Annotated in this window: 15 protein-coding genes; 11 read left to right on the forward strand and 4 right to left on the reverse strand. The window is 68.0% G+C overall.

All coding sequences use genetic code 11. The annotated features are described in order from the left end of the window. Together paoA and D4766_RS10620 are read right to left on the reverse strand one after the other, a co-directional pair. Nucleotides 1–636: an aldehyde dehydrogenase iron-sulfur subunit PaoA gene (gene paoA / locus D4766_RS10615; RefSeq protein ID WP_120718179.1), complete on the reverse strand. Its 636-nt coding sequence runs from the start codon at nt 634–636 to the stop codon at nt 1–3. A gap of 86 nt (nt 637–722) precedes the next feature. After that, entirely contained in the window at nt 723–1742 is a 1020-nt protein-coding gene (locus tag D4766_RS10620; RefSeq protein ID WP_120717433.1) for an AraC-like ligand-binding domain-containing protein, read from the reverse strand. A gap of 364 nt (nt 1743–2106) precedes the next feature. On the opposite strand from D4766_RS10620, the gene D4766_RS10625 reads away from it, so the two are divergent. The 10 genes from D4766_RS10625 to D4766_RS10670 all read left to right on the forward strand — a co-directional run bounded on the left by D4766_RS10625 (nt 2107) and on the right by D4766_RS10670 (nt 10645). Beyond that, entirely contained in the window at nt 2107–2733 is a 627-nt protein-coding gene (locus tag D4766_RS10625; RefSeq protein ID WP_162935745.1) for a hypothetical protein, read from the forward strand. 80 nt (nt 2734–2813) lie between these two features. Beyond that, on the forward strand, nt 2814–3389 hold the full coding sequence (locus D4766_RS10630; protein WP_162935746.1) for a hypothetical protein: 576 nt from the start codon (nt 2814–2816) through the stop codon (nt 3387–3389). A gap of 26 nt (nt 3390–3415) precedes the next feature. Next, nucleotides 3416–3949 carry a hypothetical protein gene (locus D4766_RS10635; protein ID WP_120717436.1) on the forward strand — a complete coding sequence of 178 codons (534 nt, stop codon included), beginning with the start codon at nt 3416–3418 and terminating at the stop codon, nt 3947–3949. A 28-nt stretch (nt 3950–3977) separates the two neighbouring features. Then, nucleotides 3978–4556, forward strand: coding sequence for a hypothetical protein (locus D4766_RS10640; RefSeq protein WP_120717437.1), 579 nt, complete (start codon nt 3978–3980; stop codon nt 4554–4556). A gap of 18 nt (nt 4557–4574) precedes the next feature. Beyond that, on the forward strand, nt 4575–5138 hold the full coding sequence (locus D4766_RS10645) for a hypothetical protein (RefSeq protein ID WP_120717438.1): 564 nt from the start codon (nt 4575–4577) through the stop codon (nt 5136–5138). A gap of 1 nt (nt 5139) precedes the next feature. After that, complete coding sequence (locus D4766_RS10650) at nt 5140–5742, forward strand: hypothetical protein (protein ID WP_120717439.1); 603 nt, start codon at nt 5140–5142, stop codon at nt 5740–5742. Then, nucleotides 5742–6323: a spore coat protein U domain-containing protein gene (locus D4766_RS10655; protein WP_120717440.1), complete on the forward strand. Its 582-nt coding sequence runs from the start codon at nt 5742–5744 to the stop codon at nt 6321–6323. The genes D4766_RS10650 and D4766_RS10655 overlap by 1 nt, the downstream gene beginning before the upstream one ends. A gap of 20 nt (nt 6324–6343) precedes the next feature. Next, the gene (locus D4766_RS10660) at nt 6344–7093 is read left to right on the forward strand and encodes a fimbria/pilus periplasmic chaperone (RefSeq protein ID WP_120717441.1); all 750 of its coding nucleotides are present in this window, start codon (nt 6344–6346) and stop codon (nt 7091–7093) included. Between the two features lie 2 nt (nt 7094–7095). Further along, complete coding sequence (locus tag D4766_RS10665) at nt 7096–9570, forward strand: fimbria/pilus outer membrane usher protein (RefSeq protein WP_120717442.1); 2475 nt, start codon at nt 7096–7098, stop codon at nt 9568–9570. A 1-nt stretch (nt 9571) separates the two neighbouring features. After that, nucleotides 9572–10645 (forward strand): hypothetical protein, encoded by a 1074-nt coding sequence (locus tag D4766_RS10670; protein ID WP_120717443.1) that lies wholly within the window; start codon nt 9572–9574, stop codon nt 10643–10645. 19 nt (nt 10646–10664) lie between these two features. Here the strand turns inward: D4766_RS10670 and D4766_RS10675 are convergent, their stop codons facing one another. Continuing rightward, on the reverse strand, nt 10665–11096 hold the full coding sequence (locus tag D4766_RS10675; protein ID WP_162935747.1) for a hypothetical protein: 432 nt from the start codon (nt 11094–11096) through the stop codon (nt 10665–10667). Nucleotides 11097–11218: 122 nt separating this feature from the next. Between D4766_RS10675 and D4766_RS10680 the strand changes: the two genes are divergently transcribed. Beyond that, entirely contained in the window at nt 11219–11896 is a 678-nt protein-coding gene (locus D4766_RS10680; protein ID WP_162935748.1) for a response regulator transcription factor, read from the forward strand. Here D4766_RS10680 and D4766_RS10685 read toward each other — a convergent pair. Then, entirely contained in the window at nt 11842–14070 is a 2229-nt protein-coding gene (locus D4766_RS10685; protein ID WP_162935749.1) for a sensor histidine kinase, read from the reverse strand. The two genes, D4766_RS10680 and D4766_RS10685, sit on opposite strands and share 55 nt — an antisense overlap. Nucleotides 14071–14168 lie beyond the last annotated feature (98 nt).

Below are 14168 nucleotides of genomic sequence, written 5' to 3' on the forward strand. Positions count from 1 at the left end.
TCAGGCCCCCGCCACGTCGGTGATCGCCGCGACGATGTTTGAATAGGCGCCGCAGCGGCAGATGTTGCCGCTCATGCGCTCGCGGATTTCGCTGTCGCTCGCGCGCATCTTCGCGCCGAGTTCGCCGGTCACGTGGCTCGGCACGCCGCGCTCTATTTCCTTCAGCATCGCGACCGACGAACAGATCTGCCCCGGCGTGCAATATCCGCACTGGTAGCCGTCGTGCTCGACGAAGGAGTCCTGCATCGGGTGGAGGCTGCCGGGCGATCCCAGCCCCTCGATCGTGGTCACCTCGTCCCCGGCATGCTGGACGGCGAGGGAGAGGCAGGAGTTGATCCGGTCCCCGTTCACCATGACGGTGCACGCGCCGCACTGGCCGTGGTCGCAGCCCTTCTTGGTGCCGGTCAGCTGCAGGTGTTCGCGCAGCGCGTCGAGCAGGGTGGTGCGGGGGTCGAGCGAAAGGGTGCGCTCGCTGCCGTTGACCTTGAGCGTCACCGGCATCCGCGCCGTGGCGCTGCCCCCAGCGGCGGCGAGGGCCGACTGCGCGCGTGCGGCCGGTGCCGACAGCGCCGCCGCCCCCGCGGCCGAACTGCCGAGGAGAGCCCGCCGAGACAGGGGCAGGATCGGTTCGCTCATTTCGAAAACTCCCGTTACGTTCGTTGTCGTGGGGGAGTTTGCGGCGAGGATCAAGGCGAGCGGCGCGAAAACGCGCACCGGCATGGTCAGACCTGGTCCGACTGACGAGACCCTATCGCGCGGAACCAGGCTGACAGCGAGGTCGGACCGGTCGCGCCGGAGGTATCGAAGATCGCCTTCCCGCTTGGCGCGCCGAGCTCCTTCGGGCTGAACCCGTACCGCTTGCGGAACGCGCGGGCGAAGCTGTCCTCCGAGGCGAAACCGCGCGCGCGGGCAATCGCCTCGATCCGGCCACTACGGCGCGGAGTAGTGTTGAGATCGTCGAATGCCGCTTCCAGACGCCGGTTGCGGATGAACGTCGCCACCCCGCCGATCCGTTCGAACTGACGGTAGAGGTTGGAGCGGGATAGACCGAACCTTTCGCACAGATGGTCGGCATCGAGGGACCGCAAACCGAGATTGTCTTCGATGTAGGCGACGACCTCGGCGTTGCCGTGGAGCCTCGGGGAGGCGGCGCCGTCCTCCGCGCCCAGATCTTCCAGCACCGCCGACACGGTCGCGACGGTGACCCGCACGATCTCGGGCGCATCGCTTGCGGCGGCATTCTCGCAGACCGACCACAACGACCGCAGATGTGCGGCGAGCATCCGGCCGGCCGGAGTCTGCGGCGTCAGGACCGTGCCATGCAGATTGCGGTCGCGCACGTGCGCGGGAAGCAGCCTGCGGGGTACGACGAGATTGAGGTTGGCGAAGCGGGTCGCCCAGGTGTCGAACGTACGGGCGAGGTCGAAAAGGACGATATCGCCGGGTTCGACGACACACGGGGCGCGGTCGGCGATCCCTTCGAAGCCGCCTTCGAGGTAGAGCTGTACGAGCAGGTGGTCGATCCCGCTGCGGGCGACGAGGGCGGGGTCGCGAACGAAGCGGTGGGCAACGCTGGCAGACGCGCCAAACAGGACTTCGCCGAGCGAATAGGAACTGATCGCGGCACGGAACGGTGTTTCGACCGGTTCGACCGCGAACAGCATCGCAGTCGCTTCGCGCCACTGGTCCAGGGCCGCGACGCCGGTGTCTGCCGAGAGGCCCAGTCTGGGCAGCTTATTCATGCACAAGGTCTCCGTCCCGTGACCGAGTCGAGGGGTTAGGTGGCGACCTTGTTTTTCGGCTGCATGGTCGGACTGGTGTCCCTGCGCAACCAATTTTTCCGACACAACGTCCCGAAATAGCAGCACGGAATCCCAAGATTGGTTAATAAAATTGACTCTCCGTTAGCCGCGTAAGATTGGGTTTCTCGGACGAGCGCCGCTGTCGGCGGAATGTTCGGGATTGAAATCGCAAGGTATTTCAAACCGACATCTACGACGAGACGGCCCGCCGGGGTAGCATACAGAAAGTTAACGGCTGTCGGCATCGTGCCGGTCGCCGATCGAACGACCGCCATCGGATTGCGGTCGACAGGGGATTTACGTCGTGCGCAAAACACGTTTCGCATCGGTGGCAATGGCAGCGGCGCTGGCCGCGGTCGCCTCGTCGGCGGGCGCGGCGTGCGGCCAGTATGTGACCTGCTACGAGAACGACACGCTGACGCTGCGCATCCCGGTCACCGCCTCGGTCGGCGGCCGCTGCCAGTTCGCGACCGGCGGCGCCCCGTCGGGTTCGTACACCATCCCAGGCTACATCGACACGACGACCTGGAGCAACGATTTCCAGTTCACGATCGACTGCAACACTCCTGCCAGGGTGGGCGTCGTTTCGGCGAACGGCGGGCTCAAGACCGGCGCGGCGATCACCGACGCCGGCTATCTCGGCATCGCGCCCTACGACGTGGCGCTGTTCCTCGACGGCAACACCGCCGACGTCTCCGGTGCCTGCGCCGCGTCCTCCTTGAGTGCGGCGGCAGGGACCGACTGCGGATTCCGCGGTCCGGCCTCAACGACCCGCGGACTGTTCATGCCCGGTCCGTCGCAGGGCCAGACCGGATCGAAGCTTACCGTCAGCGCCCCGGCCTATGCCACGACCCAGGCCGGAGCCACCACCACTCTCGTCAGCGGGTCGTACACCGACACGCTGACCATCACCATCGCTGCCGCGCCATGATCAGTGCGGCACCCATTCGCGGGGCAGGGATCGTCCCGCACAACACAGGCCATCGGACGGCCACTCTGGAGTACACGAAGATGAAGAAGCTCGCTCTCGCCGCGCTGGCCGCCTCGGCTGCCATCGCCAGCCCCGCCATGGCGCAGACCGTCAGCGGCACCGTGAACCTCAACGGTACGGTCGCCCCCAAGTGCCTCGCGGTGAGCGAAGGCGCTGCCGCCACCACGTTCACCCGCAGCGTGAACTTCGCCGAACTGGCCCAGGCCGACGGCACGCTCCGCACCGGCCTTGCGGGTGAATTCGACGGCGCCGTCGCCGCGGTCCGCGTCGTGTGCACCACCGCCGCGCCGGTCATCTCGGTCAATGCCGATCCGCTCGCCATCCAGAACGCTACGGCGCCGACTTCGGGCTACGACAACAGCATCGACTACGATGCCCACGTCGCGCTGACCCTGACCGGCGGCACCACGGCGACCAAGACCAACCGCACCGTCGATGCACCGCTGGTTGCCGACCCGGTCGGTGGCCGTCTGGCCGGAAGCGGCAGCAACCTCGTCATCACCGCCGACAACTTCCGCACCAATGCCGCCACCGACATTCTCGAAGCCGGCGCCTACAGCGGCCAGATCGCCATCGTCATCGCTCCCGGCGCCTGATCGGCCCGGTTTTCAGGAGCATACCAATGCGTAACCTCGCACTTCTCGCCCTGCCGATCGCGATGGCCGCCGCGCCCGCGTTCGCGCAGGATGCGACCGGCACCGTCGACATCGACGGCAGCGTCGCCGGCCGCTGCCTCTTCACCGTGCCGAACGAAACCATCTCGCTGGGCGAAATGGCGCTGGGCGGAGCCGACACCAACGCCGGCAAGCTCGACGCGAGCAAGGTGAACGGCCGGTCCGCCACGCTAAAGGGCTGGTGCAACAACGCCGCCGCCGGGATGACGGTCAAGGCCTTCGCGCTGGAAAACACGGCCGCCGCGGCGACCGGGTTCACCAACCGGGTGGATTTCACCGCCACCGCGACCGCCAACAGCGTGGCGGCGACCGATACGACGACGACCGACCTCGCCGGCGATACGGCCACGGTGGGCCTGTTCACCGGCGACGTCGTGGTGGATCTGTCGGACGCCGATGCGGGCAACGCCCTCCTCGTGGCCGGCACCTACAACGGCTCGGTTGAGGTGACCCTGTCGCCGATGTTCATGCCGCCGGTCTGACGCCGAAAGCCTTCCGGGAGATACCGCCATGCGGACCATGATGTTGCTACCGATCCTCGCCGCCGCCGCCGGCATGTCGGCACCTGCCCCGGCGCAGGATTCCGACACCGGCGAGGTCGCCGTCAGCGGCAATGTCGTTCCGCTGTGCCTGCTGGGCGCGCCGTCCTCCGCCACCGTCGACCTTGGCAACATGGTCGCGGTTTCGGGGACGCGCACCGGGCGGATCCGCGCGATCGGCGCGCAGGTGGTCACTCTCCCGGCAAGCTTCTGCAACTATGCCGGATCGATGCTGACCGTGGACGCGACCGCGCTGGTCGAAACCACGGGCGGCACTGCCGCGGCCCCAGCCAACTTCGCACGGGCGGTCAACTTCACCGCGACGGCGGGCCAGTGGGGCGGGGGCAGCGCGGCGGCGACGTCGGCGGCAAACGCCAGCGGCAGCGGCTCGACGGCTCGCGGCACCAGCGCGGTGCAGCCGACGCCGCGCCAGACCGACATCGCCGTGACCCTTTCGGACTTTTCCGTTCCCGGCGATGCGCTGCTGGTCGCGGGCGACTACGCGGGCATCGTCAAGGTGACGCTCGGCCCGTCGACCACGGGCAACTGACGCGAAGGATTGCGTATCATGAAGACGGTTTCCGCATCCATCCTGGGCCTTGCCCTGACCGCCGTACCCGCGGCGGCGCAGGCGCAGAACGCCGGTGCGACCGACACCCGCGACTTCGCGGTGATCGGCAGCGTGCCCACGCTATGTTCCGGCGGCACGCTGACGGGTGGCGGACAGACGTTCGACCTCGGCGTGCTGGTCAATACCACGACCGGGCTTTTGCGCACCGATCTCTCGGCGAGCGCGCGCACGCTTGTGGGCTCGTTCTGCACGCAGCGCAGCACGATCAGCATCAATGCCACGCCGATGACTGCGCAGTCCTTCACCGCCACACCGCCCGCCGGCTTCAGCCGTTCGGTCGATTACACCGCGACCGCATCGGGCTGGACGGCCACGCCAGCAAGCTTCCGCACCTCGGCCGCGTCGAACGCAGCCGCGAGCCAAACCCGCGACACGCCGTTCACCGGCGATATCGCGGTCTCGGTCGCCGATTTCGCGACGACCGGCGGCAACACCCTGCGGCTTGTCGCGGATACAGTTTACCGCGGCACGATCACCGTCGTGATCACGGGCGCCAACTGAGATGATCGCGCGGGCCTGCCTCGTCCTCGCCGTCGCCGCCGCGGGCGCCTTCGCGCCAGGGGCTGCGCAGGCGCAGCAGTCGATGATGCAGAGCCAGCAGCTGACCGTCGGCGGAAACACGCCGCAGGTCTGCACGCTGGCGCAAGGCGACCTCAGGACCGGGCAGCTCATCAACTTCCGCGGCACCGACGGCGATACGCTGCGGGTGCTCGAACTCGTCGATCCGCGCACGCTGGCGGCGAAATCCGCCCGCGCAACGGTGATGCTGGGGGCGGTGTGCAACTTCCCCCACCGGGTGAGGGTGGAGACGCAGGACAACGGGCTATGGCCGATCGAGGGGCCGGTTGCGCCGACCACGCCCGATTTCGCCACTGCGCTGCCCTACCGCATATCCTTCGACTGGGCCGACCGGACCGGCCGGCTGGAGGCTGACGCGAAAGTGCGCAGCGCCCGCGAAGCCCGGACCGATATCGACAGCCCCGCCGCCGGCGAGCTGACGCTGACCATCGAGATGGACGCGGGCAGTTCCAACACGCAGATCGGTGCCCCGGTCCTCGCCGGAGCGTACGCCGACACCCTGCGCATCTATCTGGAGCCGCGCTGATGAACCGCCGTCCGCTCCTTACTATCGCACTCCTCGCGGCAACGGCCGCGCCGCTCTCCGCGCAGGATACCGGCGCTTCGGCCACCCGCACCCTTCGGTTCGCCGCCATCGCCGCCCCGGCCTGCGTGATCGACGCGGCCACCGCATCGCGCGGGGCGGTCAACGCGGCCTTTACGCCCGACGGCAACGGCGGCGGCACGATCGCGATCGCCGAACTGGTCGATCCGCAGACGGCCGAACCAAGGGGCTCCAGCATCGACCTGGCCCTTCCGGTGCGGTGCAACGCAGCGCACCGGCTCGTCGTCGTCAGCAACCAGGGCGGTCTGCTGCGCGCAGGCGGACAGCAGACCAACCGACTGACGCGCAACGGCTTCGCCGACCTGCTGCCCTACCGGATCGACGTCGACTGGGCAGGCTCCACCGGCAGCGCTGTCAGCGATACCGGACCGGCGATCGCGGGCGCGCAGACGGCTGCCAGCGGCGAGCTGCGCCTGCGCGTGGCGACCGATCCCGGCGGCGGCGCACTGGTCGCCGGCCGCTATTCCGACGCGATCACGATCCGGTTCGAGCCGGCGTCCTGAGTATTTTGAGGGTTACGAGAATGACTTCCCGCTTCTTCCGCGCCGCTGCAGCCATGGCCTGCGTCGCCATGCCGCTGGCCCATGCCGACGCGATGACCGTGCAGCCGGTGGTGATCGACCTCGAGACCGCCGGACGCGGAATGTCGCAGGTCGTGACCGTCGAGAACACCTTCGCCACCCCGCTGCCCGTCGAGCTGACGGTCCAGCAGCTGGAACTGACCGACGACGGGGTGAAGCTGACCGGCGTCGATCCGGGCGACCTGCTCGTCTTCCCGCCGCAGGCGCTGATCCAGCCGGGCCAGACCCAGGCGTTCCGCGTGCAGTACGTGGGCGATCCCGACCTTTCGACGAGCAAGCACTACTACATCACCGTCGCGCAGCTTCCCGTGAAGCTGCCCGAGGGGCAGAGCGCGATCCAGATCCTCTACAACTTCCAGGTCCTCGTCAGCGTCGGTCCGCAGGGCATGAAGGCAGACCTGGCGGTGACAGGCAGCACCGTGGACACCGCGAACGCGGGTCATCGCGAACCGCTCGTGACGGTCCATAACAACAGCGCCAAATACGGCTACCTGTCGCAGGGCCGCCTGCGCGTGGTGGCGAAGGACGCGGCCGGCAAGGAAGTCCTGCGCGAGACAATGACCGGTCCGGAAATCCAGCAGCGGATGGGCTTCGGCCTCGTCGGCGGCAACCAGAGCCGCAAGGTTCGCCTGCCGGTCGAACTGCCCGCCGAGGCCGGCACCGTCGAAGTCACCTTCGCGCCCGGGGACTGACGATGTCCGGGGGGAAGATCGCCGCTGTCCTGTTGCTCGGCTCGAGCGCGCTGGCCCACAGCCACGCGGCGCTCGCGGCCGAGCAGCCGGAACTGCCGGTCGCCGCCCCGAGCCGCGCCGACGTGGGCAATCGCACGGGTCGCGACATCGTGCTCACCGTTCCCCTGAAGGACGGGGCGACCTACCTCGGCGACATTCCGCTGACGATCGGCGCCGACCAGCAGGTCCGCTTCCCCGCCGACCGCGCCTTGCAACTGCTCAGCGAAGTGCTTGCCCCGCAAGTGCTCGACACGCTGCGTGCCAGCATGTTGCCCGGATCGCAGGTCGGCCTCGCCGACTTCGCGCCGGCCGGCATCGAGGCGACCTACAACCCGCAGACGCTTGAGCTCGTATTCCAAATCCCCGTCGAGCGCCGCGCATCGCGTTCGCTGGCGGTCACGGCATTCGATCGCGAGCGGCTCGGCGACGTGCTCGCTCCGCTCGACAGCAGCGCCTACCTCAACGTCCGCGGCTCGTTCGATTTCGTCGAGGAAGGCTTCGACACCGGGTTCGACAACGCGAACCTGCTGCTCGACGGGGCGGTGCGCTTCGGCGACGTCGTCGCGGAAAGCGACGCGATCTGGAGCCCGGGCGGGTTCGGGCGCGATTTCCAGCGTCTCGGCAGCCGGCTGGTCTACGACGACATCGGCAACCTCGTCCGCTGGAGCGGGGGCGACCTCGAGACGACGGCGCGCGGGTTCCAGTCGGCACCCGACATCGCGGGCGTGTCGATATTCCGGTCCTACGGCGTCCTCAACCCACAGCAGATTATCCGCCCGCGCGGCGACCGCAGCTTCCGGCTCGACCGGGCAGCGACGGTCGAGGTGCTGGTGAACGGACAGCAGGTGCGCCGCCTGCAACTGACGCCCGGCAACTACGACCTGCGCGATTTCCCGTTCGCGCAAGGGGCCAACGACATCCGTCTCAACATCCTCGACGATACCGGGCGCAGCGAAATCCTGCGCTTCAACGTCTTCCTCGACCAGACCCAGCTTGCCGCGGGCCTGAGCGAATTCGGTGTCTATGCCGGCGTGCGCGCGCCGCTCGGCCCGTCGGGGCCCCGCTACTCCAACGATCCGGTGGCCAGCGGATACTACCGCCGCGGCATCAGCGACTACGTGACCCTGGGCGTCAACGCGCAGGCCGACGAGGACGTCCAGATGGCCGGGGCCGAGGCTGTCCTCGCCTCGTCGCTCGGCACCTTCGGCCTGCAGGGCGCGGTCAGCCATTTCGATCGCGCGGGCGAGGGATACGCGCTGCAGGCGACGTTCCAGCGGCTGATCCAGCGCGGCAACGGACAGAGCGATTCGCTCAACCTGTTCGCCGAACGCCGCAGCGCCGATTTCGCCCCGGTCAGCATCTTCCTGCCGACCAACCCTTACGAATACGAAGTCGGCGGCGGGTACAGCCACGCCTTTTCCGACCGCGTCTACGCGGGCGTGGACGGGCGGTACGGCAAGGGGCGGGGCAACCGGCCCGACGTCGCCAATTTCCGCGCGACTGCGGGCTGGCGCATCTCGGACCTGGCCACGCTCAACGTCGAAGGTCGCTACGTGAAGGACAGTCTCGGCGAGGAGGTCAGCGCCTTTGCCTCGCTCAGCGTGCGCCTCGGCCGGTTCTCCACCGCCCGGGCCGAATACGATACCCGCGGCGACCGCGCGCGCCTGTCGTACCAGACGCTGAAGGGCAGCGGGGTGGGCAGCTACAACGTGTCGGCCGATCTGGAACGCAGCAACTTCGGCAGCGGCGTGAGCGTCAACGCGAACTACTTCGCCAACCGCGCCGAACTGGGCTTCAGCCATTACGGCACGTTCAGCCGCAACTTCGGCCGCAGCATCGGGCAGCGCAGCAACTTCCGGCTCGGCACCTCGCTCGCGGTCGGCGGCGGGGCTGTCTCGGTCGGCCGCCCGATCTACGACAGCTTCGCGATCGTCCGCCCGCACGCCAGCCTGAAGAACGCGAGCGTCATCGTCGACCCGACGACTTTCGGCTATACCGCCGAAAGCGGGCGCTTGGGCGCGGCGACGATGCCCAGCCTGTCGTCCTATTCCGAGCGCACGGTGCCGGTCGAAGTGGAAGGCGCGCCCGCCGGGGTGGACATCGGACAGGGTACCTACCGCCTGTTCCCGTCGTATCGCAGCGGATACCTGCTGACGGTGGGATCGGATTACAACGTGACCGCGCTCGGCACGATGCTGGACGTCGATGGCCAGCCGGTCTCGCTCGTTTCGGGCACCGCCACGCAGCTCGATCATCCCGAGCGTGCGGCGGTCACCGTCTTCACCAACCGCCAGGGCCGCTTCGGTGCCGCCGGCCTTGCGCCCGGCAAGTGGCGGATCGAGATGCTCGACCAGAACAAGTCGATTTACGTGATCGACATCCCGGCCGACGCCAGCGGCGTCGTGAAGCTGGGCGATATCAATCCGGAGAGGAACTGAAATGACGCGCGCGTCATCCATCCTGAAGCGGCTGGCGATGATCGCCGGCCTGACCGGGGCGGCGATCGCCTCGCCCGGCCATGCGGCCACATGCGGCATCACTGGGTCCGCAACCGCAGGCGCGGCGGTCTACGATCCGTTCAGTCCGACCGGTCTGCCGACGACGAACGTGACTTTGCGCCTGCAACGCGTCAACGGCACGGGCGGGGAGAAGACCGACATCGTCAACTTCTACCTGAAGAGCAACAGCACCGGGGCGGACGGGACACAGATCGTCCCGACCTCGGTCGCCGTCGAGGGGAACGTCACGGGCCTCAACCTCGACATATTCTACGATTTCAACGAAACGCCCCCCATCGTCGCGCCGACCAGTCTCCTTCCCACGTCGGGCAACAAGTTTTTGCGGATTGCCTTCACCGGAAACAACGACGCGTCGAACTACGCAACGGTCAATTTCCAGGTTACGCTTCCTGCCAACCTCGACCTGAATGCCTCTGCGACACTGCCCTTCGATGCCATTTTCGCCTGTTCGACCACCGGCGGCGGGAAGGGTGTACAGCAAGAGGGAAGTATTCCGAATGCGGTCGTCTTCCCCATCACCGTGCTCAGCGCGATGCAGGCGGGCTACGCCGGGTCACCGCTCGATTTCGGGGAGATCGGAAACATCGCGACGTCCTCGCTCAGCACTACGCCGAAGCGGACGCCCAACTCGAACTATATCCGCGTCCAGAGTTCGGGTCCGTACGAGATCACGATGACTTCGGATAATGCGTACAAGCTGACGCCCGGCGGTGCCCCCGCTTCGTCGACGGCTGCCGAGGTCAAGTACCGGGTGAAGTTCCTCGGGACCGAACGCAGCAATGCGCTGGCCACCCCCATCACCATGGTCTGCCCGCGCGCAGGCGTAGGCCAGGCGCAGGAGGATCGCCTCTATGTGCAGGCGCAACTGGAAGAGGGGGGGGCTGGGAAGGTCGTTTCGCCCAACTACCGCGACACCCTGTCGGTCACGATAACCCCCCGCGCGACCGGAACGGCCAACGCGACCGATTGCAACGCCATGAGCGGCGCGTTCTAGGCGCCGCCAGGCATTGCGGTCAGAGCGGTTCCATCCGGAAGCTGATCGAGCCGCCCGTCGCGTTCTTCGGCAATTCGAGCGCCAGCAGACGGCTGTCGATTGCGGGACCGTTCGACCGGCTGACCGTAACGCTGCCGTCCTTTGCCAACGGGATCGGCTTGCCGTCGACCAGCAACCTGGCATGAACGAGCGACGGGGAATAGTCCGCCACCACCCGGTACCCGCCCGGGCTGTTGCAGAACTCGCGCAGTTTGCCGAGCTGGGCCGTGCCGGCGGCGACGGGCAGCGTGCTTTCGGCAACGCGTGCCGTGCATACGACCGGCACGAAACCGGTGATCCCGATGGTCGCGGCCGCATGGCCCACGCCGACGCCGGGATTCACTCCGATCGCCGGCACCGTGGCGCCCAGCGCAATTGCTGCGACCGCGATTTTCGATACTCTAACCGACATGGCATGCATCTCCTGATACCGTCAGGAAACCGCGTTAGAGGTGCTCGGTTAACACCGGTGGGAGAGCATTGGTTAACGGCCGCGCAACCTTTCGCAGCGAAGAAGTTTGGGGTGGCGGGATGATGTCCGCCGCCATACCGTCGCTTACCGGCAATCCGGGGGAGGGTGCGCGCGCCATGCGGCCGATCATCGTCATCGACGATCACGAGCTTGCCCATTCGGGCATCCGCCTGCTGCTCGCGGACAGCGATGCATTCAGGCTGGAGGCGTGCTTCACCTCGGCGCGCGACGGCATCGACCGGGCGATCGCGACCCCCGATGCCATCGTCCTGCTCGACCTCGAGCTGCCCGAGATCGACGGGCTGGCGGCGCTGGGCGAGTTTGCATTGCACGGATCGGTGCCGGTGATCGTGGTCACCGGCGTCACCCGGCCCGAGGCGCTCGCCCGTGCCAGCGAACTCGGTGCCGCGGCCATCGTGTGCAAGGGCGATCCGACCGAGGAACTGCATGCCGCGCTCCGGGCCGTGGCAGACGGCGAACGCTACTTCTCGCGCTGCGCCGCCGATCTCATCGCGAAGGCGGACACCCCCACGGTGACGCTGTCCGAGCGGCAGCAGGCCATCCTCGAACTGCTGGCAGGAGGATGCAGCAACAAGGAGATCGGCTACCGCCTGTCGATCAGCCCGCCCACGGTCTCGTTTCACCTCGCGGAAATACGCCGCAAGCTGGGTGCAGGGAGCAGCCGTCAGCTCGTCGACAAGGCGCGCGCCGCCGGTATCTTTGCCGCACCCCTCACATAGGGGTGATCGAGCATCTCGCGGCATAACGGCCGCACCAGCAGCACTTCCGACAAGGCCGCGCTGGCGATCCGCGTCTGCGCGCGCGCGTCGTCCGCCACCATCACTATTGCGCGAAGGCCCGTGACCGGATCGGCGCGTCGCTCGAAATCGACGAACGCGACATCGGGGGCCAACGCGGCGAGGTCCGTGATCGCCGCGGGGGTCGTGCCATCCGCCACGGGGTTGGGAAACAGCACCGTCACTTCGGTGCCGGTCGGGCCGCTCTCGATGAAATAGGTCCCGTGCATCAGCGACACGATCTCGCGAATGGCGCGCCAGCCGGTGCCGAGCCCGATGCCGGGGTCCGCATCCCCGGAGTGGCCGGCGTTATCGTTGAGCCAGCAGAGCTGGTCCGCCGCCATTCCGGTGCCGGTATCGCGCACGCGAATGCGCAGCAGTCCCTCGTCGCAGTCGCAATCGACCTCGACCCGGCCCGCAGGCGTGAACTTGAGCGCATTGTTGACGAGGTTGGAGACGACCCGGCCGAACAGCGCCTCGTCGATCAGCGCGGCGGCGGGCGCGGCGGCGCGCACCTCGAGCGCGAGTTCCGCCCGCTCGGCAATGGGGGCGTAGATCTCGCCGAGCCCGCGTACGGTACGCGCCGGATCGCACACCGCGAGTGCGAGGAAGCGCCGCTCGGCCCCGCCGCTCGACACGCTGGAGGCGAGGATGTCTTCGAGGTGCCGGGCCGATGCCTCCAGCAGAGCGAGGAGGTCGGCCGTGCCGGCATTGCGCGCGCCGCGTCCGAAATGCACTGCGCTGTTGAGCGCATGGAGGACATGCCGGGTGTCGTGCGCGGTCGCCTCGATCGTCCGGTCGCGGGCACGCACGTCGAGCAGCGCCCGCGCGCGGTCGTCGGCGAGGCGCGCGGCCTCTTCCGACAGGGCGAGTTTTTCGAGCAGCGCGGCGCTTGCCCGGCGTTCGGCCTGCAGCCGCTCGGTCTGCAGCGCGCGCAGGTGGAGGACGAGGGTGATCGAGGCCATGACGCACTCGAACAGGCCCACCGGCCCCACCCAATGCCAGCGCACCGGCAGGCCCGGGAACGCGCCGGAGATCGCCAGCGTCATGTAGCCGATGTAAATCGCCATGCTTGTCCATGCTGCGAACAGCGGGATGAATATGGGGCCGCGGCGCAGCCCCAGGATGCCGAGCCACAGCATCGCGAACGACGTGGCGAGGAGATAGAGCCAGCCGAACTGGTGCACCGCCATCAGGGGGAAGACGCCTGCCGCGATGTGGAGGGTGGCAGCCACCATGACCGCGAAGCCCAGCCCGATCAGGCCGCGCAGGAGGATGTCCAGCCGGGGGTGCGTCGTGCGGGTGCGCAGGAATGAACGGCCGAACTGCACCATCAGCAGGCCGAACGCGCTGCGCGTATATTCGCCGAACAGTTCGGCGAACAACGGCCAGCGGTAGAGCCACAGGATCGTGGTGTACCCTTCGGCGTAGAGCGTGTTGAAGGCGAAGGCGAGCTCGGCCGCAGAAAGCCACAGGAACTCGCGCCGTCCGGTTCCGGCGAAGACCAGCGCGTTGATCAGGATCAGCATCACGCTGCCGCCCACGATGCCGGCCACCAGCGCGACATTCAGCCGCCGCTCGCGCTGGAACGCGCCGGTCTCCCGCACCGCGAAGGGCATCCACAGCGATATGTTGTCGCGCAGGCGGAAGACATAGGTCGCGCTCTGGCCGGGGCCGAGATCGACCGGCACGGCAATCGCCTGGTAATCCGCCAGCGACCTGCCGAGAGCTTCGCTGTCGCGATTGGTGAAGATCCGTTCCAGCGGTCCGCCGTCGATCGAGCGATAGAGCGAGAAGTCGTTCACCAACCCGCGGCCGGTGGTGAGGATCCAGCTGCCCGGCTCGTCGCTGGCGTTGGCGAGGCGGAAGGTGCCGACGACCTCTTCGCCCGACCGCCCGAACTGGGTGGACCGATATTCGACCGCACGCAGGCCTTCGAGTGATGGAATGCCTGCCTGTTCGCCGGCCGCGACGAGGCGATAGCGGATCGCGGGGCGCAGGTCGGGGGCGGACAAGCCGGGGGTCAGCACGACCGCGGGCGGCGCGGCGGAAAGCGCCGGCGTGCTCGCCAGCAGCAACAGCCACATGCCCGCGAAAACGCGTAGCAGGACAGACATATGCGACCCCCCCCGTGCGACCCGTGACGAAGCATGCGGTTCTTGTTGGCGTCCCCTGCGCCGAGGGTCCCAAAATTCCGGGTGCGTTGCAAGCCCGA

The sequence above is a fragment of the Tsuneonella amylolytica genome (assembly GCF_003626915.1).
In the GTDB taxonomy this organism is placed as follows: Bacteria; Pseudomonadota; Alphaproteobacteria; order Sphingomonadales; family Sphingomonadaceae; genus Tsuneonella; species Tsuneonella amylolytica.

Excerpts from the sequence above, each read along its gene's own strand:
- paoA (WP_120718179.1), bottom strand. The coding sequence starts at position 636 with ATGAGCGAACCGATCCTGCCCCTGTCTCGGCGGGCTCTCCTCGGCAGT.
- D4766_RS10620 (WP_120717433.1), bottom strand. The coding sequence starts at position 1,742 with ATGAATAAGCTGCCCAGACTGGGCCTCTCGGCAGACACCGGCGTCGCG.
- D4766_RS10630 (WP_162935746.1), top strand. The coding sequence starts at position 2,814 with ATGAAGAAGCTCGCTCTCGCCGCGCTGGCCGCCTCGGCTGCCATCGCC.
- D4766_RS10635 (WP_120717436.1), top strand. The coding sequence starts at position 3,416 with ATGCGTAACCTCGCACTTCTCGCCCTGCCGATCGCGATGGCCGCCGCG.
- D4766_RS10640 (WP_120717437.1), top strand. The coding sequence starts at position 3,978 with ATGCGGACCATGATGTTGCTACCGATCCTCGCCGCCGCCGCCGGCATG.
- D4766_RS10645 (WP_120717438.1), top strand. The coding sequence starts at position 4,575 with ATGAAGACGGTTTCCGCATCCATCCTGGGCCTTGCCCTGACCGCCGTA.
- D4766_RS10650 (WP_120717439.1), top strand. The coding sequence starts at position 5,140 with ATGATCGCGCGGGCCTGCCTCGTCCTCGCCGTCGCCGCCGCGGGCGCC.
- D4766_RS10655 (WP_120717440.1), top strand. The coding sequence starts at position 5,742 with ATGAACCGCCGTCCGCTCCTTACTATCGCACTCCTCGCGGCAACGGCC.
- D4766_RS10660 (WP_120717441.1), top strand. The coding sequence starts at position 6,344 with ATGACTTCCCGCTTCTTCCGCGCCGCTGCAGCCATGGCCTGCGTCGCC.
- D4766_RS10665 (WP_120717442.1), top strand. The coding sequence starts at position 7,096 with ATGTCCGGGGGGAAGATCGCCGCTGTCCTGTTGCTCGGCTCGAGCGCG.
- D4766_RS10670 (WP_120717443.1), top strand. The coding sequence starts at position 9,572 with ATGACGCGCGCGTCATCCATCCTGAAGCGGCTGGCGATGATCGCCGGC.
- D4766_RS10675 (WP_162935747.1), bottom strand. The coding sequence starts at position 11,096 with ATGTCGGTTAGAGTATCGAAAATCGCGGTCGCAGCAATTGCGCTGGGC.
- D4766_RS10680 (WP_162935748.1), top strand. The coding sequence starts at position 11,219 with ATGTCCGCCGCCATACCGTCGCTTACCGGCAATCCGGGGGAGGGTGCG.
- D4766_RS10685 (WP_162935749.1), bottom strand. The coding sequence starts at position 14,070 with ATGTCTGTCCTGCTACGCGTTTTCGCGGGCATGTGGCTGTTGCTGCTG.